The following is a 26,403-nucleotide window of genomic DNA, read 5'->3' on the forward strand; positions in this document are numbered from 1 at the left end:
CCCGGATTCTGGCCGACCGCCCAAAGGGGCCCTGCCCCATTCCCGTAGGCCTTGGTCGAACCTCCAACAGTGGAAGGGTGGTTGACGCGGCCGCAGCCCCGCGGCTGTGAGTCGTCAGCTGTTCGACGTGCCGTAGCGGAGCCCGTCGACCAGCAGGGCGATCATGCGCTGCGTATGGCCGTCGTTGTCGTCCCCGACGGGCACGGTCAGGTTGCCGATGGCGCGCAGCAGGTCCCAGGGGTTGGCGTCGGAGCGGACTTCGCCGGCTTTCGCCGCGCTGTCCAGGAGCTCTCCGAGCGCGGGCTCGAAGCGTCGCTGGAAGTAGGACGGCAGGCTGTCGTACGCCGGGTCTCCCGAGTGCAGGGCGGCGCTCAGTCCGCGCTTGGTGGCGATGAAGCCCGCGAAGCGCTGCAGCCACCTGGTCAGGGCCTCGACCGGTTCATGCTCGGCGGCAAGGGCGGGGGCGGCGGCCGCGCAGGCGTCGACCTCCTTGCGGAAGACGGCGGCGATGAGGTCCGACCGCTGCGGGAAGTGCCGGTAGAGGGTGCCCGCGCCGACTCCCGCCCTGGCGGTGATCTGCCGGACGGGGGCGTCCACGCCGGAGGCGGAGAACACCTCCGCGGCCGCGGCGAGCAGGGCGTCGATGCTGCGCTGTGCGTCGGCGCGCACCGGCTGGCGGGGCCGCTCTTCCGTCGCCTCTTCCGCTGCCTCTCCTGTCGTCGGGCCGTCATTCATGAGTGCTCCTTCTGCCGGCCGGATTGCCAACCGGAACGACGTTCCGTATTGTTTTCGGCGGAACGCTGTTCCGCTTATGTCAGCGTATCGCGCTGCGGCGGACGTCCCAACCCCGGAGGAGAACCATGAAGTACCGCACACTGGGACGGACCGGAATCAAGGTCAGTCCTTACTGCCTGGGCGCGATGATGTTCGGAGCCCTGGGCAACCCCGACCACGACGACTCCGTCCGCATCATCCACAAGGCCCTGGACGCGGGCATCAACTTCGTCGACACCGCCGATGCCTACGCACGAGGCGAGTCCGAGGAGATCGTCGGCAAGGCCCTCAAGGGGCGCCGTGACGACGTCGTACTGGCCACCAAGGCCCACCTGCCGATGGGGGACGACCCCAACCAGCGGGGCAACTCACGGCGCTGGCTGGTGCGCGCACTCGATGACTCGCTGCGCCGGCTGCAGACCGATCACGTCGACCTGTTCCAGATCCACCGGCCCGCGCCGGACACCGACGTGGAGGAGACCCTCTCGGCCCTCACCGACCTGGTACGCGCGGGGAAGGTCCGCGCCATCGGAGCCTCCTCCTTCCCCGCTTCGGACATCGTCGAGGCGCAGTGGGTCGCCGAGCGGCGCGGCCTGGAGCGGTTCCGCACCGAACAGCCGCCGTACTCGATCCTCAACCGGGGCATCGAGCGCGAGGTGCTGCCGGTCTGCGAGCGGTACGGGATGGGCGCCCTGGTCTGGAGCCCGCTCGCGGGCGGCATGCTCACCGGCCGCTACCGCAAGGGCCACCGGGCCGACACCCATCGGGCCGGCTTCGGTTTCAAGCACCTGGTCGACGAGCGGCGGCTCGACGTGGTCGAGCAGCTCATCCCGCTCGCGGAGGAGGCCGGAATGCCGCTGACCCATCTGGCGACGGCGTTTGCGATCTCCCACCCCGGCGTCACCTCCGCGATCATCGGCCCGCGCACCATGAACCACCTGGACGACCTGCTCGCCGGCGCCGGGACCACCCTGACCGACGACATCCTCGACCGGATCGACGCCATCGTGCCCCCGGGCACGGACATCGGGACGCTGGACGCGATCTACAACCCTCCCGCCATCGAGCAGCCCGTCCTGCGCCGCCGCCCGGCCGGCGAGCGCTCCGCCGCCTGACCTGTGGGGGTGCCGGGAGAAGCCGCGCGCCCGTACGCCGGGGCCGGGCCGGACAGCAGGGTGTCCGGCCCGGCCCCGTGTCCGGTCAGGCGCCCCCGGTGGCCAGTTCGGAACGGACCGCGCGGGCGGCGGTGACGAGGTTCTCCAGCGACGTCCGGGTCTCGGGCCAGCCGCGGGTCTTGAGCCCGCAGTCCGGGTTCACCCACAGCCGCTCGGCCGGGATGGCCTCAAGGCCCTTGCGGAGGAGGGCTGCTGCTTCCTCGGCGCTCGGCACGCGCGGGGAGTGGATGTCGTACACGCCGGGTCCCGCCTCGCGCGGGTAGCCGTGTTCGGCGAGTTCGCGGGCGACCTGCATGTGGGAGCGGGCGGCCTCCAGGCTGATGACGTCGGCGTCGAGGTCGTCGATGGCCTGGACGATATCGCCGAACTCCGCGTAGCACATATGGGTGTGGATCTGGGTGTCCGGGCGGACGCCGCTGGTGGTGAGCCGGAAGGACTCGGTGGCCCAGTCCAGGTACGCGGGCCGGTCGGCGGCCCGCAGCGGCAGTGTCTCGCGCAGGGCCGGCTCGTCGACCTGGATGACCGAAGTCCCTGCCATCTCAAGGTCGTTGACCTCGTCGCGGAGGGTGAGGGCGACCTGGCGTGCGGTGTCGCCGAGCGGCTGGTCGTCCCGGACGAAGGACCAGGCGAGCATGGTGACCGGGCCGGTGAGCATGCCCTTGACGGGGCGGCCGGTCAGCGACTGGGCGTACGTCGTCCAGCGGACCGTCATCGGTTCGGGGCGGGAGATGTCGCCGGCGAGGATCGGCGGGCGGACATAGCGGGTCCCGTACGACTGCACCCAGCCCTGCTGGGTGGCCAGATAGCCGGTCAGCCGTTCGGCGAAGTACTGGACCATGTCGTTGCGCTCCGGCTCGCCGTGCACCAGGACGTCAAGGCCCGTCTTCTCCTGGAAGGCGATCACATGCTGGATCTCGGCTTTGACGCGCTCCTCGTAGCCGGCGGCATCGATGCGCCGGTTCCGCAGGTCCGCGCGGGCCGTGCGCAGTTCCGCGGTCTGCGGGAAGGAGCCGATGGTGGTGGTCGGCAGAAGCGGCAGCCCGAGGTGGGCGCGCTGGGCGACGGCCCGCTCGGAGTACGGCTGGGGGCGGTGCGCGTCGGCGTCCGTGACCGCGGCGGTCCTGGCCCGTACGGCAGGATCGCGAGTGATCGCCGAGTCGGCCCGGGAGGCCAGGGCGGCCCGGTTGACGGCCAGTTCGGCGGTGATCGCGCCGGTTCCCTGAGTGATTCCCCTGGCGAGGGTCGCGATCTCCGCGGTCTTCTGCCGGGCGAAGGCGAGCCAGCGCAGGATCTGCGGGTCGATGTCCCGTTCGGCGGACGCGTCGAGCGGTACATGCAGGAGCGAGCAGGAGGCGGAGACGTCCACCCGGTCGGCCAGCCCCAGCAGGGTTCCCAGCGTGGTGAGCGACTTCTCCAGGTCGTTGGCCCAGATGTTGCGCCCGTCGACCACGCCGGCGACCAGGCGCTTGCCGGGCAGTCCGCCGACGGCGGCGAGCGCGCCGATGTTGGCCGCGGCTGCCCCGGTGAAGTCCAGCGCGAGGCCCTCCACCGGGGCCTTGGCCAGGACGGGCAGCGCATCGCCGAGGCGGTCGAAGTAGGACGCGACCAGCAGCTTGGGACGGTCGGTGAGCGAGCCGAGTTCACGGTAGGCGCGTGCGGCGGCGTTCAGGTCTGCGGGGGTGCGGTCCTGGACGAGAGCCGGCTCGTCCAGCTGGACCCACTCCGCGCCCGCCGCCCGCAGATCGGCGAGCACCTCGGCGTAGACGGGCAGCAGCCGGTCCAGCAGGGTCAGCGGTTCGAAGTCCGCTGCGACGCCCGGTGCCGGCTTGGCCAGCAGCAGATAGGTGACCGGGCCGACGAGTACGGGACGGGCGGCGAGCCCGAGGGCGATCGCCTCCTTGAGCTGCCCGGTCTGCTGGGTGGAGTCCGCGGCGAACTCCGTGTCAGGGCCCAGTTCGGGTACCAGGTAGTGGTAGTTGGTGTCGAACCACTTGGTCATCTCCAGCGGCGCCAGCTCCTGGGTCCCGCGTGCCATCGCGAAGTAACCGTCGAGCGCGTCGGTTTCGACGGCCTTGCGGTGCCGCTCCGGGACCGCGCCGACCATCACGCTGGTGTCCAGGACATGGTCGTAGTACGAGAAGTCACCGGTGGGCACCTCATGGATGCCGGATTCCGCCAGACGCTGCCAGTTCGACCGGCGCAGACCTGCGGCGGTCTCGCGGAGGTCGTCGGCGCTGGTGCGGCCCTGCCAGTAGCCCTCGATGGCCTTCTTCAGTTCCCGGTTCGGGCCCTGTCGGGGGTAGCCGTACACGGTGGCCCGTGCTGCCGCGGCTGCGGGCTTCGTTGTCACGGAAATCTCCTTCGCGAGATGACTCCTTGAGATCCCGGAGACGGGACGCGAGCGCGAAGGGGTGACGAACCGGGCGGTCCGCGCGTGCCACGAGGCACGGCCGTCCGCCGGTATGTACGCCGACCCGCCCACGAGGTCACCGGGGTATCCGCACGCGATCGGTCGCGCACGGGCAACAGGCAGGTCTTCGGACTTGCGGGCGCGGTCACCCTCGGAAGGGCATCCACCTACTGGCCGTCGCTTCCCAGACCCGGCCGGGCCCAGTGCGTATGACGGCGGTCGTTCCCACTCACCGCTGCGGGGCAGTCCCGGAATTCCACCGGGTTCCCTCTTACGACGCATCCCGCCTGGCGGACGGGGCGAACCAGTTGCACCAGACAGTCTAGAGCCTCTGGTTCCGATCGGGCCGGATCGCCGGTTTCCACCGGCCGCTCGGTCCACGACCCCTCATCGGCCCCGGCTTCCGGATGGCCTAAATGCCACTATCACGTGATCAGTCGTGCCCATACTGAGCAGATGGTGTCCGCTGCGCGCCGGGCCCCCGGACTCCTTCCGGCACAGGTCACCGGCGACACGGTCGTGCACGGCCGCACGGCCCGCGCCCCGAGATGGACGGAGCTCTCACGATGAAGCGCCTCACCAGGACCGCGACCGCGGTGGCAGCCGGTCTGCTGCTGCTCGGAACACTCGGCACCGCGACGGCCACGGCCGCGACAGGGACGTCCGGGACGGCCACGGCGCCCGGCGGCGTCCTGGGCCCGGACGGTTACAAGGGCATCCAGCTCGGACAGTCCGAACGCGATGCGGAGAAGACCGGCCTGCTGGTCAACAAGCAGACCACTTCCGGCTGCGACTTCTACCGCCTCGCTGCCAGTGAGGGGAAGCCGAACCTGGGCGGCGGCGTCTTCATCGAGCCCCGCAAGGGGGTGGTGGTGATCACCGGGACGAACCTGATCCGTACGCCCGAAGGGATCACCATGGGCACCGGCCTGGCCCGGGTCAAGGCCGCCTACCCGCGGCTGACGAAGGTCGGCGACTTCATCTTCGAGACCCCCGTCCCCGGCGGCACGCCCGGTGAGCGCTACCGCTTCGCCGTGGACGAGCAGAACCTGGTGGCCGACTTCGCCCTGGAGGCCACGGACCGGGGCACCTGCGACAGTTGACGGGCCGCCGTGATGCCGGGCGCCCGGTACGACATGGACGTCCGGCAGGACTTCACCGACACGGACCGCGGCGGCCCGTGTCGGTGAGGATTCAGCCCTTGCGGGTGGTGATGTCTTCGGTGAGTTGCGGGACGACCTGGAAGAGGTCGCCGACGATGCCGTAGTCGACGAGGTCGAAGATCGGGGCTTCGGCGTCCTTGTTGACGGCGACGATGGTCTTCGAGGTCTGCATACCGGCCCGGTGCTGGATCGCGCCGGAGATACCGTTGGCGATGTAGAGCTGCGGGGATACCGACTTGCCGGTCTGGCCGACCTGGTTGGAGTGCGGGTACCAGCCCGCGTCCACCGCCGCGCGCGAAGCACCGACAGCGGCACCGAGCGAGTCGGCGAGCGCCTCGATGATGTGGAAGTTCTCCGCACCGTTGACCCCACGCCCGCCCGAGACCACGATCGCGGCCTCGGTCAGCTCCGGACGCCCGGTCGACTCCCGCGCAGTACGCGAGACGACCTTCGTACCGGTGGCCTTCTCACCGAAGGACACGCTCAGCGCCTCCACCGAGCCCGCGGCCGGGGCCGCCTCGACCGGCGCCGAGTTCGGCTTGACCGTGATCACCGGAGTGCCCTTGGAGACACGGGACTTGGTCGTGAACGACGCGGCGAACGCCGACTGCGTGGCGACCGGGCCACCGTCACCGGCCTCCAGATCGGTGGCATCAGTGATGATCCCGGAGCCGATACGCACCGCGAGACGCGCAGCGATCTCCTTGCCCTCGGCCGAGGACGGAACCAGCACCGCGACCGGCGACACCGCCTCACACGCGGCCTGCAGGGCGTCCACCTTCGGCACGACCAGATAGTCGGCGAACTCGGGAGCCTCAGCGGTCAGGACCTTCACCGCACCGTGCTCGGCAAGCACGGTAGCCGTGTCGGGGGCGCCCGCGCCCAGCGCGACAGCGACCGGATCACCGATCCGGCGCGCCAGCGTCAGAAGCTCCAGAGTGGGCTTGCGGACAACACCGTCGAGGTGATCGACATAGACGAGAACTTCAGCCATGGGATTGCTCTCCTGCGCATACGAAGAATCAGGGGCGGATGAGTCAGAGGGCGGATGAGGGGGACGGGAGGGCCTCAGATGAACTTCTGGCCCGCGAGGTACTCAGCCAGCTGCTTGCCGCCCTCGCCCTCGTCCTTGACGATCGTGCCCGCGGTACGCGCCGGACGCTGCGCCGCCGAATCGACCCGGGTCCACGCACCCTCCAGACCGACCACACCGGCCTCCAGGTCCAGATCCTCCAGATCCAGGGACTGAACCGGCTTCTTCTTCGCCGCCATGATCCCCTTGAACGACGGGTAGCGGGCCTCACCCGACTGGTCCGTCACCGACACCACAGCCGGCAGCGACGCCTCCAGCTGCTCACTGGCCGTGTCACCGTCACGACGGCCCCTGACCGTGGTGCCATCGACCGACACCTCCGACAGCAGCGTCACCTGCGGAACCCCGAGCCGCTCGGCCAGCAGCGCCGGAAGCACACCCATCGTGCCGTCCGTCGACGCCATCCCACAGACCACCAGGTCATACCCGGTCTTCTCGATCGCCTTCGCCAGCACCAGCGACGTACCCATCACATCCGTACCGTGCAGATCGTCGTCCTCGACATGAACAGCCTTGTCCGCACCCATCGACAACGCCTTGCGCAACGCGTCCTTCGCATCCTCAGGACCCACCGTCAGAACAGTGATCTCCGCGTCGTCGGCCTCGCCCGCGATCTGGAGCGCCTGCTCCACCGCGTACTCGTCGAGCTCCGACAGCAGCCCGTCGACATCCTCACGGTCCAGCGTCAGGTCATCGGCGAAATGCCGGTCACCAGTGGCATCGGGCACGTACTTCACACAGACAACGATCCTCAAGCTCACGCCGGCTCTCCTAGCTGGGGGCACCATCTGAAGAGAACATATGGCACTCAGTACCCTCTGTAAAGGTACGCAGTGCTCTCCGGGCCGCCTGGTGTTAGGTTCCCGGCATGACCGAGGTGCGCAGATCAGCCAAGAAGGCATCCATGCGGGAGGTGCTGGCCGAGGCGGCGTTCCAGCTCTTTCTGGAGCGGGGTTTCGAAGAGACGACCGTGGACGACATCGTGGCTCGGGCGGGAGTCGGACGGCGCTCGTTCTTCCGGTACTTCCCCTCCAAGGAGGACGCGGTCTTTCCCGATCACGAGCGCTGTCTCGCCGACATGACCGCACTCCTGGAGGCGGCCGACGGCGACCCGGTGCAGGTGGTGTGCGACGGGGCCAAGCTCGTGCTGCGGCTGTATGCGAAGAACCCGGAATTCTCCCTCCAGCGCTACCGCCTCACTCGTGAGGTCCCAGGCCTGCGCACCTATGAGCTGTCAGTGGTACGCCGCTACGAGCGGACGATGGCGGGATACCTCAGGGCCCGTTACGAGGGTGCCCCGGACAGTGCGCTGCGGGCCGAGGTGATTGCCGCCGCGGTGGTCGCCGCGCACAACAACGGCCTGCGTTCATGGCTGCGTTCGGGCGGAGAGGGAGACCCCGAGGCGGCGGTGGACCATGCGCTCGGGCTCGTACGCCGGGCCTGGGCCGAGGTGGGAGAGGAGGCCGGCGACCGGTCCGCGGGCGAGGACATCGTCGTCGTGGTCGCCTCGAAGGACGCGCCCATGTGGCGTGTGGTGCAGAGGATCGAGTCGGCTCTCGGCGAGGACTGACCATATTTGGCACTCAGTACCTTTACTGCTCGGCACTCAGTGCCATATGGTGCGGATGCGCCGGCGCGCGATGCGGGCGCATCCGTCGAGTGCGGAGGGCCGAGCTGTGTCCCAGTCAGAGATGAGTGCCCCGTCGGGGGCGCAACAGGAAGCCGGGTTGTCGTATCAGCGCTGCCGCTGGTGCGGCACCGCTTCGTTCCGGAGGCTTCTGTGTCCGGTGTGCGCGTCCAGCGATATGGATGCGGAGCGCAGTGACGGCCACGGGGTAGTGGTGCGGTCCACCGTCGTGCACCGGTACACCGAGGTGGCACGCAACGAGTCCGTCGTCCGGTTCCCGGAGGGCTTCGTGTTCCGGTGCCGCGTCGTGGGCGCCGCACCGCACCTCGTGTGGGTGGGTGCCCACGTGCGTCCCGTCGTCGGTGCCGATGGCGGCGGGGAGCCGAAGGCCGGCGAGGTCGTCCTCGAACTCTGCGACACGGGTGCCCGCACCAGCAACCAGTAGGTGGGGTCTGCCTTCCTGTCCGGGAGGCGTGCCTGATGCTGCGAAGTCAATCGCGCCGCACCGGTCGGGGCAGTGGCCCCGGTGCCGGACGCCCGGATACGGCGACCTCCGTCAGACTGCCGAGTCTGAGCGTCACCTGATCCACCCTCACCAACCGGCCTCCGGTCACTGGTCCGTGGACGTGGGGGGCTGCTGCCTGGCCCGGCGCCGGGCGTCACGCAGTCGCTCGCGGCTCTCCTGCCGTCCGGGCCTTCTGGGGTGGTGAGGCGGCGGAGTGACGTGACGGGAGTCGTCGGCCCCGGCAGGAGGGTGGGCGGTGAGGTCGAGAGCGACCGTGAGCGCCCGCAGGTTCGGGTGCTGGAACAGCCAGAGAGGTTCCACCCGCCGACCGAGGACGGTGCTCAGTTCTGCCCCGAATTGCAGGAGCGTGATCGAGGTGAAGCCGGCGTCGAAGAAGTTGGCCGTGGCGGGGACGGGGTGGCCGAGCACCGCGGCCGCGGTGTCGTGGAGCCGGGCGTCGAGTGACATGGGGGAAGAGGTGGTGAGTGCTCCCGCGCCTGGGGCGGCAGGCTTGAGGTTCGCGGACAGGTCAAGCCGGTCGACGAAGGTGATTGTGGCGGGAAGGGCCGGCGCGGCGAGCACTTCGGTGAGATGCGTGCGCACGGCCGCCTCCTGCGGACGCGACCCAGCAGCCATGGGTTGCACCCACAGTCGCAGCGCCTGGTGGCCCTCGTCGCCGACGAGTTCGGCCACCGCGTCCGCGACCTCGGGGCAGCCGCGTGCCGCGGCCTCCACCTCGTCCAGCAGGACACGGTGGGAATTGACCAGAACCTGCCGGTCGAGGCGGCCGACCAGGTGGAGCAGCCCGGTCGAGTCCCGCTGCGCGAGGTCGCCGGTGCGCACCAGGCGGCGGGAGCCGGTGACGAACCGCTCGGGTGCGTCGGTGAGGTAGCCGGACGCGATCCACGGTTCGCCGACCCAGAGTTCACCGCGCTCTCCGTCGGCGCACCGGCGCCCGTCCGCGGTGCGGAGCTCGACCCTTCTGCCGGGCAGCGGACGACCGATGGGTATGTGTGAGGTGTCGGGGAGCGGGTCGTCGGGATCGAGGCGGTGAGCGACCACCAGTTGCGGGGTCTCGACGCATCCGTAGCCGTTGACGATGACGGCTTTCGGCGCCCGCGACCTGATCAGTGCCGCCGTTGCGGTGGTGAGCGGGGCGCCCCCGCAGATGACGAGGCGCAGGTGGGGGAGGAGTTGGGGGCTGCGAGCCGCACCGAGGGCCAGGGCCAGCAGATTCGGGGTCGCGCTGAGGACGCTGATCCTCCGGGTGTGCAGCCACGGGGCCAGCGTGGTGAGGTCGGCCTGCTCACTGGGCGTGGGCAGGCAGAGGCACGCTCCCGTCCTGACCGCGAGGCCGATGTCGCGCAGGGCAGGGTCGTGGGCCGGTCCGCTGAGCAGGGCGATGCGGTCTTCGCCGCCTACTCCGAGCCGGTCCGCGAGGTCGGCGATCGCGGCGTCGGTGACCGGTGTCGGTACGAGTACCGGGAGCGGGTCGGCGGTCGTGCCGGAGGTGAAAAGCACATGGGCCGGCGCGGGAAGGCCGTGCGCCTGCGGGGGCGGGGCGGGAAGGGCTTGCAGGGGGCCGTCGTCGTCGGGGAACCCATGGGAGGCGCGGCTGCCCTGAGCCGCTGCGTCGCGGCGTGCCTTCGGCCACGCGGCATCGATCAGTACGGGGGTGACCTCGGCACGCAGACAGGCGAGGAGCCGCTCGACGAAGAGACGGTCCCGGCGGGCGGGCAGGACGACGAGGTCTCCGGCATCGGCCGTTGCCCGCACCTGGGCGGCGCGGGCGGTGACGGCGTCATCGAATGTGCGCCGGTCGACGACTCCGCCGCCGGTGTCGAGAGCCGGGGCGGTGGGCTGTTCGGCCGCCGTACGGGTGAGGAGCTCGACCGTCGACGGTACGTGGCCGGGGGCGGGTGGTTCGGTGCGGTGTGCGTCGTTCCGCGCCGGCGGCAAGAGGTCGGCGAGCCGGCCCTGCGGGTCGGCTGCGGCAGCTGAGCAGACCCGTGCCACCTGCTCGGCGAGATCGGTGAGATCGACGACGTCGTGGTGCGCCGATCGCTGCGGGGCGGCGAGGTGCAGGCGGTAGCCGTCGGCCGTGCGTTTGACGTACAGGCTGAGGTCGAACAGTGCCCATCCGGGCGGGAGGTCGTATTCCGCGCTCGCGTGGTCGGCGAACCGCGCCGGTGGAGCTGCCCCGGTGAGGTCGTTGAACCAGAGCCGGATGAGTGGACTGCGGGACGTGCGGGGGAGATGCAGGCGGTCGAGGATCTCGTCGTAGGTGGGCGTCGCGTGGTCCACGGCGTCGAGGAGCGTGAGGCGTGTCGCCGCACATGCCTCGACGACGGTGCGCCGGTCCGCGGCGGGATCGCCGGGGTCCAGCAGCAAGGTGTCGAGGAGGAAGGACACGGTCCGTTCGTCGGAGGGCTCCGCCATCCGCAGGCTCGGCACTCCGACCACACCCGAGTCGCCTCCGGAGCGTGCCGCGAGGATCGTGGTGGCGATGGTCAGGAAGAAGACCGCCGGTGTGATTCCGGCGCCGCGCACCATCGAGTCCACCGCGCGGGCGGCCCGGGCCGGCAGGTCGAAGGTGTGGGTGGTGGCCCGGTGCTCGTCAGGTCCGGCTGCGTATGGCGAGGGCCCGGCCAGCGGGATGCGGGCGCGGGCCGCCAGCCGCTGACCCCACCAGTCGAGGTCGGCCTGCCACCGCGCGGAGTCGGCGTGGCCGGCCTGGCGGCGCAGGTGGGGCAGGAGACCGGGGGCCGGGCGCGGCCACTGCGGTGCGGTTCCGTCCTGGCGTGCGGCGTAGGCGGTCGCAAGGTCGTTGAGCACGATGTCCGAGGAGCGCAGGTCGCTGATGAGGTGATGCATCACCAGGGCGATCCAGGTGCGCCCGGTGCCGGGCGACCAGACGAGGCCGCACCGCCACAGGGGTGCGGTGTCGAGGGGGATCGGCCGGTCGGCGGTCCGGCGCAGTGCGGCGTCGACCTGGTAGGCGACGTCGTCGTGTGATGTGCCGTGCACGACGTCGATCTTGAGTGGTACCGGGACTGCCTCGTCGATGACGATCTCGGCGCGGGCGGGCGCGGGTTCGACGACGCGGCAACGCAAGGCGTCATGACGCTCTGCGAGGTCCGCCAGGGCGGCGCGGAGTGTCGCCGGCTGCAGCTGGGCGTCGAGCGTGAGGACCCGGACCACGTTGTAGGCGGGGGAGTCCGGGTGGAGTTGGTGCCACGTCCAGATTCTGCGCATGGCGGGAGAGATGGGCGCCGGTCCCGGGTGGTTGTCGGCGGTCGGCTCCGGGGCGGCGGGACGTGGTCCGGCAGGAGAGGGATCGCGCCTGGTCCGTTCGACAAGAGCGACGAGGTCATGGAACGAAGGGTTGTCCCTGATGAGAGTGGCGAGGCTGAGTGTGGCGTCGAGCTCGGTGCCGATACGGGCGATGAGCCGGGCCGCCAGCACCGAGTGTCCGCCCGCTTCGAGGAATCCGGCATCCGGGTCGGAGCCGCCGAGCAGGTCGGTCCAGATGGCGTGCAGCCGGCGGGCGAGACCGCTGTCGGGGCCGGTCACTGCTGCTCTCCGGTGGAGGTGGCAGAACCGACCTGGAGCACGCGCCGCGCCAGCGCGTCCCGGTCGACCTTGCCGTTGGTGGTGAGGGGGAGTGCGTCCAGGTGGTCGAGATGGCCCGGGATCATGTACGGCGGGAGACGGGAGGCCAGCAGCTCGCGCATCTCGGCGCTGGATGTCCCGGATCCGCGGCAGGTGTAGAAGCCGGCGAGCGTCCGGTTGCCGCCGCGGTAGCAGGTGACGACGACGGCCGAGCGAACATTCCGCGCACTGGCCATCACGGCCTCGATCTCCCCGAGTTCGACGCGGTATCCGCGGATCTTCACCTGGTGGTCGATCCGGCCCAGCAACTGCATCTGCCCGTCCGCCCGCCAGCGGCCGCGGTCACCGGTGGCGTACATACGCTGCCCGGGCCGGAACGGGTCGGGGACGAAGCTCCGCGCGGTCTGCGCGGGGTCGCCGTGGTAGCCGAGCGCGAGCGAGTCCCCGGCCGCGTAGATCTGGCCGACTTCGTCGAGCACGACGGGTTGTCGCTGCTCGTCGAGGATGTAGTAGTGCGAGCCCTTCAGCGGGCGCCCGTAGGGAATGCTCGCCCACTCCGGGTCCACGGAGTCGATCTCGTAGAAGCACGACCAGACCGCGGTCTCGGTGGCGCCGCCCAGATTGACGATCCGCACCTTGGGAAACACTTCACGCGTCTCGTCGGGCATGGACACCGGGATCCAGTCGCCGGCGAGCAGCATCAGGCGCAGCGACGTTCGCTGCTCGGGCGGCGCCTCGCTTCCGGTGAGGAACAGGAGGAGCCAGGAGAACATCGAGGGGGCCGAGTTCCACACGGTGATCTTTTCGCCGAGCAACACCGCTGCCAGCAGGCGAGGTTCGTCGATCTCGGTGTCGTCGGCGATGCGCAGGGCGCCCCCTGCGGACAGTACCCCGAAGACGTCGAAGACGGAGAGGTCGAAACAGAACGACGTCACTTGCAGGAGTGTGTCGTCGGCTTGGACGGCGAACTGTTCGGCGGAGCCCGAGAGTGTGGTGAGCAGTGCGCTGTTGCTGACCGCGACGCCCTTGGGATGGCCGGTGGAGCCGGAAGTGTAGATCACGTAGGCGACATCGCCCGGACCCGCCGAGACGGGTGGCGGGGAATCGGGCTGCCGGGCGAGGTGCCACCTGGTGTGCACGCGCTGGGTGGGTCCTCCCGCCGTATCCGGTGGCAGGTCTGTCCGGCGCAGCACAGTCGTGTGACAGTCCTGCGCCGGGGGCTGTACCGCCCAGGCGGAGCCGGGTTCGTGCGGTGCGGGACCCGGCAGGAGTACGGCACCGCCGGGCCGCACGACGGCGGCGACGGCGCTCAGCAGTGCTGGGGAGGGACCCGCGGGCAGGACGGCCACGTCGACGGTGGTCGACACCAGTTCACCGAGGTGGTCCGGGTGGCCCACCTGGAGATCGGCGAACACGCCGTGGTCCTGGGCCCATGCGGTGGCCGTGCGGATCGCGTCGTGGTCCGCGTCGACGGCGGTGAACAGGTCCACATGAGGTGCGACACGCTTCAGCAGTTCGCCCTGCCCCAGACCGATCTGCAGGACGGTGCGCGGCTCTTCGGCGATGACGCGGTCGGCGACCTCCGTGAAGTCCGCTTCGGTTGCGGCCTGTTCGGTGGGCGGTCGGGTGGGGTGTGGCCGTGGCGGGTCTTCCGTGGCGACATCGAGGAGTACGACGTCGGTGAGATCGGGACAGGCGGCACCGAGTTGCTCGAACAGGGCCAGGTCGTCGGCGAAACCGAGCAGGCAGCGCACCCCGGTCGAGCGCAGGACGTACGCCGTCCGTTCGAGCGGCCACTTGTCGCTGATGGGCACGAACGCGGCACCCGCCAGGGCGATGCCGAGGATCGCGACGACGGATCCCGGATCGCGCCGTCCGATGAACGCCACATGGTGGCCCGCTTCGATGCGCTGCTCGTGGAGAAGCCGGGCGACCTGCGCCGAGAGCTTCAGGAGCTCCTGATACGTGTAGACGACGCGGCCCTTGTCCACGACGGCCGGTGCGTCCGGTGCCCGCCGCGCAGTCTGCGCCACGAGGCCCACCGCGGTGACGCCGTCGGGGACGGGCCGCTCCGCGGGGTCCCCCTCGCCGGGCCGCCGAGCCGGGGCCGGCCTGCCCGAGGCGACCGGCCGCGGCGGACAGGAGGCAATGATGTGCGCCACTCCTGCCGCCACCGCTGCGCCGAACGCCGCTTCGTCCTCGTGCAGGGCGAGATGGGTGCCCTCGACGCGGCGGTGCAGCGGATGCGCGCACACGTCGTCCCAGGCCCGGAGTGACGGCTCGGGCACCAGCCAGTCGGAGTCGAAGCCGACGACGCAGCTCGGCACGGGGAGCGCGGGGCGCGGCCGGTGGCGGTAGCTCTGCACGACCGCGAAGTCCGCGTGCAGAGGCTCGGCGAAGAGTTCGGCCATGCCCGGGACCTTGAGCATTTCCGGGGCGGCGAGCCCCATCTCGACGGCGGCCCGGAGGAAGTCCCGGCCAGGGGGGTGCGTCGTGACCGAAGGGTGCCCGATCCCGGTCTGGGGAGCGCGAGTGCCGCACACGACGAGGCCCATGGCGGGAGTTCCCGCGTCGGTGAGTCGTGCGGCCGCCTCGTAGGCGAGCCACCCGCCCATGCTGTATCCGAGGAGGATGAACCGTTCCGCCGGGAGTTCTTCCAGCGCCCCGAGCAGCCCGGTGACGACGTCGTCCGCGTCGCGCAGGCAGGGTTCGGACAGCCGGGGGCCGTGTCCTGGCAGGTCGACGATCACCAGAACGCTGTCGCCGGGCAGGTACGGGTGCAGTTGACGGAACGCGCGCCCCGAGCCACCGGCGTAGGGCAGCGCGATCACGAGAGGTCCGTCCCCGTCCGGATTGACCACGTCGCTGAACCAGGCTGACGAGAATGCGGTCATGCGGAGGCCGTCCGATCTGGCGTGGTCAGCGGGGACGTGACCTGGGCGTCGTCGTGGACGACGACGCGCAGTTCGCTGGTGTGCGGCCGGCCGTCGGGTCCGGCGAGCCACAGTTCGTCGGGGGCGGGGAGCATCTCGGTGAAGGTGACGGCGGTGGAGGCCTCGGAGGCGGCGCTCCGGCGCAGGCCACGTGCGAGGTTGCGCAGGGACAGCGGCGCGTCCTGGTCGACGAGGTAGGGCTTCGGCTGGTCCGGGGTCCGGGCGAACACCCAGCGCGGCATGCCCAGCTCCTGCAACCGCCGGCGCAGCGCGCGGTGCCGGTAGTCGTTGTCGACGGTATACGGGAGCTCGGACACCGGCAGATGCCAGGTCTCCCGTGCGATGACCACGTCGTCGAGCAGCAGGCGGGGCTGATGGGCGGCCAGGGGCCGGATGCTGAACTGGTTCGCGACGACTGCGGTGAGGAATTCGCCGAGCACTTCGGTGAGCGGCGCCCGCCAGTTGCCGTCGGCCGGGCGGACGACGAGTCGGCTGCTGTCGTCCTGTTCGACGAGCAGACCGGCGCCGGGCAGAACGGTGCTGCCCGAGGGATGCCCCTCGTCCGCGGTCCAGGACCAGTACTGGTAGAGCTCGGGAAGGTCGAGAGCAGGCGGTGGGTAGGTGCGTGAGGTGACCGCTGGTGAAGCGGCCGGGTACACGGGCACGAAGCGGCCGTCGGGGAAGTCGGCCGCGGTGGCCGTGAGCAGCTCCGCACGATCGTCGGCCTGGGTGGCGAAGGCGCGGTTCTCCAGCGTGTTGACGGCGAGGTGCAGTTCGCCGAGCACCCATTGCGGACGGCGGCCGGGGCGAGCGCGGAGCATCAGGTCAGGACTGTGCTGCCGGGCGGCGCGCCACCGGACCGGGCCGGCAGGGAACAGCAGGCGCACCAGCGGGGCCGTCACCGCGGTGCTGAGCCGGACCGAGGACGCCGAGGATTCGGTGGCGGTGGCGAGCAGTTCCGCCCAGCGGGCCCGGAAGTCCGCGGCGACCCGCGAGACCGCGCTGCCGGGCAGTCCGCTGAGGATGTCTCCGGAGGCCATCACCAGGTCGCACAGTCCTACCGGACGTCCGGAGGCGGCGTGCAGGGATTCCGCGCGGGCCGCGAGGTCTCGCTCCAGCTCCGCTCCGTTCTCGCACACGAGCCAGCGGGCGGTGTCCAGGAGGAGTCCGAGCGGGGCACGGAGATCCTTGATCAGGTCCGTGCCGATGTCGACGTCGAGGTCCCGTCGGCAGTCCTCGTACACGATGCACCGCCCGAGGTCACGATCGGGCTTGGCGCGTTGATCGCCGACCCCGGTCAGGGACCGGAACTCTGCCCCGAGCCGGTCCAGTGCGCCGCGCAGCGCCACCGGGTCGCCGGCCGTGGCCGCGACGGCGTCGACGGCTTCGTCGAGGGGGGCGAGTTCGGCCAGCAGGCTGTCGCGCAGCTTCTCGTCCGGGATCTGTGAGAGGTGTGCGCGCAGTGCGTCTTCCGGCTGATCGGTGACCGGCACCGGGAATCCGACGAGGACCGCTCCGGTCGCCGTGAGCCGCTCCAGCGCCCGCGCGGTGGCCGGAGCCGATTCGGGAGGTCCGTAGGCGCTGAGCAGTTCACCCACCCGGCGCGGGCGGTCGAGGGCGGCGGCCAGGGCGGCTTCGTCGGGGTCCAGGGGCTGCGGTCGGCGTCGCGGCCGGCGCAGCACTCCGCCGTCGAAGGAGCACGCCGGGTGCCGCCGGGCGATCAGGTGGGTGTGGAGGGCCGGCCGCTCCGCGAAGGCACGGGCGATCGCGTCGACGGCCCAGTGCTCGCGGAAGAGGGTGCGGCTGCGCAGCCCGGCCGTGCCGCGTGTCGTGACCCCGGCCTGGTCGTCGGTGAACCGGGCCCAGGCGACGGGGCCGAAGAAGCCGATGGTCTCGTTCTTCGCGCAGTAGCGCTGTGCGAGGAAGGCGACGAGGGCTTCGCGCTGGTCCCTGCGGGAGAGACGTCCGTCTCCGTCCGCGGCGAGATCGGCGGCGAAGCGGCCCATCCAGTTCCGGATGAGTGCCGGGTTCTGCCAGGTGACAGCTTCGAGGAAGGCGGGTTGCGCGACGACCGAGCGTACGGCCGCTGCGGAGGTCTCGCGGCTGCGGGTGTCGGACTCGTCGTCCGCGCAGTCGGGTACCGCGAAACCGTCGAGCCATGAGATCGGCATGCCGGCGCTGCGCAGGGCGGCCAGCCGCCACAGCGACCAGTCGGCGTGCAGTGTGAGGCGGTGTGCGGGATCCGCCGAAGGCGCCCCGGGGGCGGTGGAGGTGTGCGGCGCGGCTGTCATCACCGCACCCGCTGGTCGATGACCTCGGCGAGCTCGGCCAAGGTGGGGGCTTCGAAGAGGAACCCGACGGTCAGCTCGATGTCGAACGCCTCCCGGATCTGGGCCATCAGTTCAATCGCGGTCAGCGAGTTGCCCCCAAGGTCGAAGAAGTCGTCGTCGGGTGCGAACTGGTCGTGCCCCAGGGTGCGCGTCCACAGGCCGCGAAGGCGGTCCGAGGTCGAGTCCGGCGTATCGGTGGGGGACTCAACGGCCGGTGCCGTGGGCCTCGTTGGCGCGCTTACGGGCTCTGCTTTCGGTCGTGGCCGGGAAGACTCCGCGCGCATGGATTCGGAAGTCGGCAGTCCGGTCGTGGGGTCTGCGGTGGACGGTACGGGCACCGGTCGGCCGTTCCGGTGCGGGCGGACAAGTATCTGCTCGGAGGTCCTCGTGGAGAGCAGACGCATCAGGATGTCGGTTCCGACGGACGGGTCGATGCCGGCGTGGTCCTGGGTGTCAGCCTCGTGGCCACCGTGGTCGGCGTCGAACGCGGTCCGGTCGATCCTCCGCATCGTGAAGCCTTCCACGGAGACGAGGAGGATGCCGTCGGCGCCGATGACGTCGATGTCCGCCACGAGCTGTCCGTGGTGGCTCTCCTTCCGCCGGACGCGGGCCGAGACCTCTTGCTGAAGCGGGGCGAAGACCGTGAGCGCACGGTAGAGGAAGGGCAGATACGCCTCGTCGGCCCGGTCCTCGGGGCCGGGACCCGGGCACCCCCGCAGCGCGGAGGTCGCCAGATCCAGCAGTGCCGGATGCAGCGGATGCGTGCGGAGATCGTCGGTGAACTGCGCGGGGAGCCGCAGCTCGACAAGCCTCTCGTGCGCACTGTCGCGGACCTCCACGACGGAGTCCCAGCGTGCTCCGAGTGCGAAGGCCCCGACAGCGGATCCTTCCGTCGGACGGGTGGCCTTGCGCAGTGCCGTGAGATCGCAGGCGGGCGCCTCGGCACTCCGGCGTTCGATCCGTCCGGTGGCGTGCGTGACCCACCGCGCGGTCGTGTCGTCCGCGGGCTGGGAGCGGACCTCGAAGCGGTGGCGCGCACCGTCGGCGGCGAACACGACTGTCACGCGCCTCGGCCGCCGCGCGGTCAAGGGCGCGACGAAAGCCACATCGGAGAGCACCAGCGCACGGTCGGTGCCCTCCGGCACGGTCCGGCCGAACGCGCAGATGACCAGGTCGATATGGGCGGTTCCGGGCAGGATGGGAGTGCCGTCGAGCCGGTGCTCGTCGAGCGCCCAGGTGTTCTCGGCATCGAGCGTGGTGGTCCAGTGCAGTGTGCCGGCCGCGGGCGCGCCGTCGGGTCGGCTGGCCATGCCGACGGTGGTCCAGCTCGGGTAGTTGATGCTCAGCACCCGGTCCGCGGGGAACCGGTCGAGGCGCGTGCACAGGTCCATGACCGCGTTCGCTGCGGCGTAGTCGCCGCCGCCTACGAGGCCGTCGACGGCGGCACGACTTGAGAAGAACACGATCCAGTCGAGTGCCGGCCGGCCGGCGAGCGCCTCCGCGAGGGCGAGCGTCCCGTGCACCTTGGGGCGGAGCACATCGGCGGCCCGCTCAGGATCGCGGACCTGCAGAATCCCGTTGCCCGCGACCCCCGCGAGATGCAGCAGCCCCTGGACCGGCCCGAAGGCGGCCGCGACGATGTCGAGCGTGCGCCGGACCTGCCGCGGGTCACCGACGTCGCACGCGAGCAGGCGCACCTCGGCCCCGAGCGCGGTGGCGTCCCGTACGGCGGTCGTGACGTCGGCCGACCAGGTGTCCACGGGCTCTTCGGTGGCGGGAAGGGTGCGACCCAGCAGCGCGATACGTGGCCGGATGCCGGTCGCGGCGATGCTGCGCATAGTCGCCAGGCCGAGTGCGCCCATCCCTCCGGTGATGACGTACACACCTCCGGAACGAAGAGCCGGTGCCTGGTTCGCGGGCAGGGGCAGCGGTGTCTCCCGGGGCACCCAGCGGTGACGCCCGCGCAGCGCGACGACGAGGTCCTCACCGGCACGGCAGAGTTCATCGCTCAGTGCGTCGACGGGAGTGTTGGCGGAGAAGTCGATGACCTTGCAGCGTTGCCGCGGCAGTTCGGCGGCCAGGGTGCGGATGACCCCGTGGACGCTCGCCTTCACCGGGTCGACCGGGTCGGCTCCTGAGACGTCGACCGCGCCCGAGGTGAGCGTGATGAGCTCGGGGACGCGGCCCGTGGTGCCGGTCCGCAGACCGTGCTGGGCGAGCGCGAGGGCGCTGAAGAAGCTGTCGTCCAGCTGCTGTCGGACGGTGGCCGTCGACGCCGGCGGCCATGGAGCAGCCGTGATGGCATGTACCAGGAGGTCGGCCTCGGTCCCGTGGCGGGCCAGCGCGGCGAAGACCCGCTCGATGTCGGCGGTGGCACCGGGGCGGATGCCGAACTCGTCACCGTTGTGGCGGTAGGCGTCGGCCGGACGGATCCGGATCGTGTGCGTCCCGGCGTGTTCGAGCGCGGCCACCACGTCGTTCGCGCGGTCTGCGGCGGCAGGGAGCAGGACGACGGCTGTTGCCCCCGCGCGGATGAGAGGGGGTGGTGTCAGAGCGGAGGAGGTCCAGCGCAGGGTCGAGAACGGGCTGGGCCGACCCGTGTCGGTGCCGGTGCCGGGTCCCGTGGCAGTCGGCGGTGGCGCGGCGTGGGCTTCGGCGGTCGGATCCGGCCCGGTCACGAGGTCAGCTGCCTGCGGCGCCTCGACCCAGTGCTGCTTTCGCTGGTAGGGGTAGCCGGGCAGCGGGATCCGGTGGCGCAGCGGAGCCTGCCCGACAGCCTCCCAGGAGACATCGGTACCCGCCACCCACAGGTGGGCCGCGGCGGTCAGCAGGGCGGTCATGTCTGGATCGGCATCGTCGGCCGCAGCCGTCCCGCCACGCCTCGGCAGCGTCGGCACCACGGCGACGGAGGCGTCCCGGGCCCGCTCGTGGCGGCGGGCCAGCTCGGTGAGTACCTGCCCTGGACCGGCCTCTAGAAGCACGCCGGGCCCGGTCTCCACCAGCGCGTCGAGGGCGGTGGCGAACTGTACGGGTTCCACGAGCTGACGCACCCAGAAGGCCGGGTCGACGGCCTCGTCCGCGGAGATGAGGCGTCCGGTGGCGGCCGAGTAGACGGGCAGGGCCGGCGGCGACAGGGTCACGCCGGTGAAGGCCTTCTCGAACGCCCGGGCGGCGTCCCGGAGCAGAGGCGTGTGAAAGGCACTCGACGTCGGCAGCCGGGTGTGTGCGACACCGCGGTCGGTCAGCTCCTCGGCCACGTCGGCGAGGTCGTCGTCGGACCCGGCCAGCACCACCTGATCCGCCCGGTTGATCACGGCCACGGTGACCGTCCCGGTGAGAACGTCGCGGAGCGCGTCCGCACCGGTCGCGGCAGCGAGCATGCCGCCACCGGCCGGGTGATCGCGCATCGCCCTGGCGCGGGCCAGGACGAGCGTGGCGGCCGCGTCCGGTTCGAGGATCCCGGCGACAGTGGCGGCCGCCAGCTCGCCCAGACTGTGGCCGAGGAGGGCGGCGGGGCGAACGCCCGCCTGCTGCCACATCTGCGCCAGGGCGAGTTCGGCGGCGAACAGCAGAGGCTGGGCGAGGGAAGTCCCGGTGATGTCGAGCCCGGCGGCACCGCGCCAGCAGTCGCGCAGCGGCAGGTCAGGGGCATCCAGTCGGTCGAGCCACTCGTCGAATGCCCGCGCGAAACCCGGCACGCTCCGGTAGAGGCCGTGCGCCATCTCCACATGCTGGGAACCCTGGCCGGGGAACAGCAGACAGACAGAGGGCGGGCTCGTCCGCGGCCGACGCGAGACCAGGATCCGGCCGGTCTCGGCCGCCGTCATGGTGGTGGCCGCGTCGTGCGCGCCGACGCATACGGCCGCCGCTCGGACCGGGTGGGTCCGGCGGCCGTGCTGCAGAGTCGCGACCGCATCCGCGAACACCTCTTCGCCCAGTTGCAGGAAGGCATCGGCGAGGCCGGCGCGGACGGCCCGCTCGGCTTCCGCGGTGGGGCTCGACCAGACCACCAGACGCGGTTCCCCTTGATGCAGGGCGGCGGGGACGGCGGGGGGCTCCTCCAGTACGACGTGGGCGTTGGAGCCGCCGATGCCCATGGAACTGACGCCCGCACGGCGTGGCTGCCGGGGGTCCCGCGGCCAGGCGGTGAGCCGGTCCTGTACGCGGAACAGCGAGGATCCGAGGCCGAGCCGGGGGTTGGGCGACCGGTAGTTGATGCTGGGCGGCAGCTGCTCGTGTTCCAGCGCGAGTACCGCCTTGATGAATCCCGCCAGGCCGGCCACTGGCCCCAGATGCCCGATGTTGCCCTTCACCGACCCGAGGGAGCAGCTGCCGACCGGGAGCGGTTCCTCGGCGAGGGAGGTGAAGGCGTCGGTCAGCGCGCTGATCTCGATCGGATCTCCCACGACGGTGCCGGTCCCGTGCGCCTCGACGTACGAGATGTCGCCCGGCCGTACGTCGGCCACGGCCAGCGCTTCGCTCACGACCGCCCGCTGCGCGGCCGCGCTGGGCGCGCCGAAACTGACCTTGTCGGACCCGTCGTTGTTGATCGCGCTCCCGCGGATCACGGCGCGGATGTGATCGTGGTCGGCGAGCGCGTCGGGAAGCCTCTTCAGCAGGACGGCACAGGCGCCCCCGCCGAACACGGTGCCGTCGGCCGCCGCGTCGAAGGGCCGGCAGTGGCCGCTGCGGGACTGGACTCCGCCTTCCGACCAGAGGTAGCCGTGCCCGTACGGGAAGTCGATGCTGGCCCCTCCGACGAGCGCGGTGTCGCAGTCCCCGGTGCGCAGCGACTGGCATGCCAGGTGCAAGGCGACCAAGGTGCTGGAGCAGGCGGTCTGCACGGTCATGCTGGGTCCGTGCAGGTTGAGCTTGTACGAAGCCATGGTGGCGATGTAGCCGCCGAGGTTGAGGGTCGATACATCGGCGAGCGGAAAACCCAGGGCGTCCTTCTGAGGGCGCAGGTGGTGTTCGTGGTAGAGCGGCGCGCCGGCTGAGGCGAAGACTCCGGTTCCCGCGCTGATGGTGGTCGGGTCGTAGCCGGCGTTCTCGATGGCGGCGTGGGCCGTTTCGAGGAACAGGCGGATCTGCGGGTCGCAGGTCTGCGCTTCCCGAGGGGTCATGGAGAACAGGCCGGCGTCGAAGTACTGGGCGTCCGGCGCCAGGGCGGCCGCCTTGACGTACGCGGCGTTCGTCAACAGCTCCTCGGAGACACCGTGGTCGCGCAGGTGCTCGTCGCTCAGCGCTGCCACGGACTCCTTGCCCCGGATGAGGTTCAGCCAGTAGGCGTCGACGCAAGACGCGCCGGGGACCTTCGCTGCGACCCCGACCACCGCGATCTTGTCGTCATCGTCCACAGAGGCCTCCTCGACCAACGACGTGCGATGGATTGGAAGCTACGGCCCGGGTGGGGATCGGTCCTGTCGCCGAAACAGGCGACCGATCACCGTCCTCGGGACGGTGCGGTCTCGATGAGCAGGGATCGAAGGGGCTGGAGCCGGCAGCCGCGGAAGCGTTTGGCGCGGAGGGATCCGGCACCGAAGTCGATCAGTGTGGCGCCGTCGGCGATGGCGCGGGCAATGGGTTCGTAATAGGTCAAGTTGAAGTACTGACCGTGGTCCGGTGCTGCGTAGTCGCGGCCCACCGCACGAATCGTCCACGTACCGCCGAGGCGATGGACCACCGAGAACGCCACCGGTCTCCCGGACAGGTGTCCTACCAGCGCGCGTACCTCGGAACCGGACGTCATCGCGAGCATGGCCAGGTAGAACTCCGCCTCGTGAGGGCCGGCGGTGTCACCGTGGCGCTGCTGGGTCTGCGCGAGCAGCGGGGCGACCTCGGCGGCGACCGCCGACAGTGGTTCGTCGCGTACGACGATCCCGCTGTCCGCGAAGGCGCGGCGCTCCTGGCGGACCTGCCATCTGCGCTTGCGCGGCAGAGCGGCCAGATACTCGGAGAAGTGGCCCCATCCGATCGGCATCACGGCCTTGTCGCGGGTGGCGACCGCGATGGCGTCCGTCTCAAGTTCCGCCAGCCAGCGTGCCTGTGCCGGGTCGAGGTCCGGGATCAGGACCTGCGGACAGCCGGCCGTCGAGGCGACCTCCCGGGCAGCCGACAGTAACGCGCGTGCGGCGTCGGCGCCGCACGCGGGCGTGAGCGGAGACCTCAGGAACAGATGATTCCGGTAGCCGCCGGCACCACCGGCCGAACACAGTCGGGAGCCGGTCGAAGGCACCTCGCCTTCGAAGATGCTCTCCGGGGCGAGGGACGACTCGTAGGGGCGCGAGAACTGATAGAGGGGGAGCAGGCCGAGAGCGGCACCGGAGGTGCGGCGCGCCACCAAGTAGGTGACCCGGGCGCCGCGTCGGCGCGCCATGATGTGGTGGCGTTCCAGTTCCCCGAGGACCTGGTCGGATGCCGTGATGCCGAGTTCGTCCAGGAGATCGATCGATACCTTGCCGACTTCCTCGGTACGCATTGCCTCACCCCGTCGCCTGCGGGCCTTTGGAGAGGCCCCCTGTGTAGGGGACAACGCAGGGCAGGCAGGAGACCAGTCACCCGAACGGGCGGCATGACGCTGTGTGCGGGCGGATCAGAGACTCGCCTCACAGGTTTGTCCGGGACGGCTTGGATGAACTGTGCGCTCCGGCGGAGGGATTTTTCGTAGGTTACGTAGTGCCCACTCATTCTGGAAACCGACGAATGCGCCGTGAACACGGCACAGAGTGGTGAGGCGGAATGTGGAGGAAGGCTGATGAAGGTTCACACACTCAGTCGTGCGGACGCACGGCGCATCGCGATTCGCGCGCAGCTCCTGCATGGTGAGCGGCCGACGGAGCTGACCTCCATGGTCCGGCATCTGACGCTCCTGCAGCTGGACCCGACCGCGGCCATCGCGCCGGCCGCCGACCTGGTGTCGTGGAGCAGGCTCGGTGCGGCCTATGCGCCGGACCACCTGGTCCAGGTGCTCAAGGGGCGACAGCTCGTCGAGATCGGGGCGACCGTCCGGCCGGTCGAGGACGCGACGCTGTTCCGGGCCGAAATGGCGGAGATGCGGGACCGGCCGCCGACGGCCGACTGGGAGAAGCGGCTGCACGGCTGGATCGAGGCCAATGACGCATGCCGCCGGGACATCCTCTCCCGCCTGGAGGCGGGCGGTCCGCTGCTCTCTCGCGACATCCCGGACACGTGTGCGTTGCCGTGGAAGTCGACCGGATGGACGAACGACCAGAACGTGATCCGGCTGCTCGGGACCATGGCAGATCTGGGAGAGGTGGCGGTAGCGGGGCGCCAGGGCCGCAACCGGCTGTGGGACCTGGCCGACCGGGTGTACCCGGACGCGCCGGTGCCTGACCCGCAGGAGGCGTTGCGGGAACGGAACGAGCGGAGGCTGCGGGCGTTGGGGATCGCGCGCGCCAAGTCGACCAAGGTGCCCATCGAGCCCTACGACGTCGGCGGCGCAGGCGAGGCGGCCGTCGTGGAGGGAGTCCAAGGGCAATGGCGTGTCGACCCCCTGTATCTGGGGCAGCCGTTCGAGGGGCGGACCGCGCTGTTGTCCCCCTTCGACCGTCTGATCCACGACCGCAAGCGCGCGATGGAGCTCTTTGATTTCGAATTCGGAATCGAGATGTACAAGCCCGCGGCGAAACGCCGCTGGGGCTATTTCGCGCTCCCGATTCTTTTCCACGATCGACTGGTGGGCAAGCTCGATGCGTCGGCGGACCGTAAGAGGGGCGTCCTCAGGGTCAACGCCGTCCATGAGGACGAGGCCTTCACGAAGAGGATGACAGCAGCCGTCGACGCGGAGGTGGACGCACTCGCCGAATGGCTCGATCTGGAGGCGGAACGTCCCTGAACGACGCATGGGGCCGATGGAAGGGAGAGGCGACATGGATGATCCGCGCCGGAAATGCGTGGACCGGTCTCATTCGCATCTGTGGGCGGTGAGCGACCTCCACGTCGGGCACCCGGTGAACCGCGGCATCGTCGACGGACTGGCCGCGCAGCACCCCGACGACTGGCTCCTCGTCGCGGGAGACGTGGCGGAGTCGTCATCGCGGACACAGGAGGTGCTGAAGGGCCTGCGCAGTCGCTTCCGGCGGGTCATCTGGACGCCGGGCAACCACGAACTGTGGACGCATCCGCGTGACGAGGACCAGAGCAGGGGAGCGGAGCGGTACGCGGACCTGGTGGAGAAGTGCCGCAAGATCGAAGTGCTGACGCCCGAGGACGAGTACGTGATGTGGCGCGCCCCGGAGCAGGAATTCGTTATCGCCCCGGTCCATCTGCTCTACGACTACTCGTTCCGCGACCCCGGCACGGATCTCGACTCCGCGCTGGAGGCGGCATGGAAGGCGGGGCATGTGTTCAGCGACGAATTGCTGTTGCACCCGGATCCGTACCCGACACGGCAGGAATGGTGCCACGCCCGCGTCGCGTCGACCGAGAAGCGGTTGGCCGCGCTCGGAAGGGACAACCCAATCATCGTGGTTAACCACTACCCCCTGATCGAAGAGCCGGTAAGGCGCATGTTCTCCCCGCATCTGGCCATGTGGTGCGGCACGCGGCTCACTTCCGAGTGGCACAAGCGCTTCCCGATCCGTGCTGTCGTGCACGGTCATCTGCATATGCCGCGGTCGTCGGTCCATGACGGTGTCGCCGTCGAGGAAGTTTCCCTCGGCTATCCACGCGAGTGGGGGAACAGGGCGACAACGTTCGCACCACGGTCGATTGCCTGCGGAGTCGGTGCGTTTGGACCTTAGTACTCCAGCAGGAACAGCG

15 protein-coding genes and 1 riboswitch are annotated in these 26,403 nt (G+C 70.6%); of the genes, 6 read left to right on the forward strand and 9 right to left on the reverse strand.

Annotation, left to right across the window (positions count from 1 at the left end; all coding sequences use genetic code 11):
* Positions 1-114: 114 nt before the first annotated feature.
* Entirely contained in the window at positions 115-735 is a 621-nt protein-coding gene (locus tag OHB13_RS34870) for a TetR/AcrR family transcriptional regulator (protein WP_266861850.1), read from the reverse strand.
* 125 nt (positions 736-860) lie between these two features.
* Here OHB13_RS34870 and OHB13_RS34875 point away from each other — a divergent pair, with 125 nt between their 5' ends.
* Positions 861-1,889 carry an aldo/keto reductase gene (locus OHB13_RS34875; protein ID WP_328379820.1) on the forward strand — a complete coding sequence of 343 codons (1,029 nt, stop codon included), beginning with the start codon at positions 861-863 and terminating at the stop codon, positions 1,887-1,889.
* 85 nt (positions 1,890-1,974) lie between these two features.
* On the opposite strand, the gene metE is transcribed toward OHB13_RS34875, so the two are convergent.
* Positions 1,975-4,299 carry a 5-methyltetrahydropteroyltriglutamate--homocysteine S-methyltransferase gene (gene metE / locus OHB13_RS34880; protein ID WP_328379821.1) on the reverse strand — a complete coding sequence of 775 codons (2,325 nt, stop codon included), beginning with the start codon at positions 4,297-4,299 and terminating at the stop codon, positions 1,975-1,977.
* Positions 4,300-4,460: 161 nt separating this feature from the next.
* Positions 4,461-4,683, reverse strand: a riboswitch (cobalamin riboswitch).
* A 242-nt stretch (positions 4,684-4,925) separates the two neighbouring features.
* Between metE and OHB13_RS34885 the strand changes: the two genes are divergently transcribed.
* Complete coding sequence (locus tag OHB13_RS34885) at positions 4,926-5,462, forward strand: hypothetical protein (protein WP_328379822.1); 537 nt, start codon at positions 4,926-4,928, stop codon at positions 5,460-5,462.
* A 91-nt stretch (positions 5,463-5,553) separates the two neighbouring features.
* On the opposite strand, the gene OHB13_RS34890 is transcribed toward OHB13_RS34885, so the two are convergent.
* Together OHB13_RS34890 and OHB13_RS34895 are read right to left on the reverse strand one after the other, a co-directional pair.
* A complete protein-coding gene (locus tag OHB13_RS34890; protein ID WP_328379823.1) occupies positions 5,554-6,516 on the reverse strand; it encodes an electron transfer flavoprotein subunit alpha/FixB family protein in 963 nt (320 codons plus the stop codon).
* A 74-nt stretch (positions 6,517-6,590) separates the two neighbouring features.
* On the reverse strand, positions 6,591-7,376 hold the full coding sequence (locus tag OHB13_RS34895; protein WP_266859725.1) for an electron transfer flavoprotein subunit beta/FixA family protein: 786 nt from the start codon (positions 7,374-7,376) through the stop codon (positions 6,591-6,593).
* Positions 7,377-7,483: 107 nt separating this feature from the next.
* Between OHB13_RS34895 and OHB13_RS34900 the strand changes: the two genes are divergently transcribed.
* Entirely contained in the window at positions 7,484-8,185 is a 702-nt protein-coding gene (locus OHB13_RS34900) for a TetR family transcriptional regulator (RefSeq protein WP_266861841.1), read from the forward strand.
* Positions 8,186-8,306: 121 nt separating this feature from the next.
* Positions 8,307-8,687 carry a Zn-ribbon domain-containing OB-fold protein gene (locus OHB13_RS34905; protein WP_328380462.1) on the forward strand — a complete coding sequence of 127 codons (381 nt, stop codon included), beginning with the start codon at positions 8,307-8,309 and terminating at the stop codon, positions 8,685-8,687.
* A gap of 165 nt (positions 8,688-8,852) precedes the next feature.
* Here OHB13_RS34905 and OHB13_RS34910 read toward each other — a convergent pair whose 3' ends face one another.
* The 5 genes from OHB13_RS34910 to OHB13_RS34930 all read right to left on the reverse strand — a co-directional run bounded on the left by OHB13_RS34910 (position 8,853) and on the right by OHB13_RS34930 (position 24,100).
* Complete coding sequence (locus tag OHB13_RS34910) at positions 8,853-12,320, reverse strand: condensation domain-containing protein (protein ID WP_328379824.1); 3,468 nt, start codon at positions 12,318-12,320, stop codon at positions 8,853-8,855.
* Complete coding sequence (locus OHB13_RS34915) at positions 12,317-15,253, reverse strand: AMP-binding protein (RefSeq protein WP_328379825.1); 2,937 nt, start codon at positions 15,251-15,253, stop codon at positions 12,317-12,319. Before OHB13_RS34915 ends, OHB13_RS34910 begins: the two co-directional genes overlap by 4 nt.
* Complete coding sequence (locus tag OHB13_RS34920; RefSeq protein WP_328379826.1) at positions 15,250-17,583, reverse strand: lantibiotic dehydratase; 2,334 nt, start codon at positions 17,581-17,583, stop codon at positions 15,250-15,252. Before OHB13_RS34920 ends, OHB13_RS34915 begins: the two co-directional genes overlap by 4 nt.
* Positions 17,583-22,979 carry a type I polyketide synthase gene (locus OHB13_RS34925; protein WP_328379827.1) on the reverse strand — a complete coding sequence of 1,799 codons (5,397 nt, stop codon included), beginning with the start codon at positions 22,977-22,979 and terminating at the stop codon, positions 17,583-17,585. Before OHB13_RS34925 ends, OHB13_RS34920 begins: the two co-directional genes overlap by 1 nt.
* 86 nt (positions 22,980-23,065) lie before the next feature.
* Positions 23,066-24,100, reverse strand: coding sequence for a GNAT family N-acetyltransferase (locus tag OHB13_RS34930; RefSeq protein ID WP_328379828.1), 1,035 nt, complete (start codon positions 24,098-24,100; stop codon positions 23,066-23,068).
* 276 nt (positions 24,101-24,376) lie between these two features.
* On the opposite strand from OHB13_RS34930, the gene OHB13_RS34935 reads away from it, so the two are divergent.
* Together OHB13_RS34935 and OHB13_RS34940 are read left to right on the forward strand one after the other, a co-directional pair.
* Entirely contained in the window at positions 24,377-25,477 is a 1,101-nt protein-coding gene (locus OHB13_RS34935; protein WP_328379829.1) for a DNA glycosylase AlkZ-like family protein, read from the forward strand.
* Between the two features lie 34 nt (positions 25,478-25,511).
* Positions 25,512-26,384, forward strand: a complete 873-nt coding sequence (locus OHB13_RS34940) for a metallophosphoesterase family protein (protein ID WP_328379830.1) — start codon at positions 25,512-25,514, stop codon at positions 26,382-26,384.
* Positions 26,385-26,403: the final 19 nt, after the last annotated feature.

The sequence above is a fragment of the Streptomyces sp. NBC_00440 genome, from assembly GCF_036014215.1.
Taxonomy (GTDB): domain Bacteria; phylum Actinomycetota; class Actinomycetes; order Streptomycetales; family Streptomycetaceae; genus Streptomyces.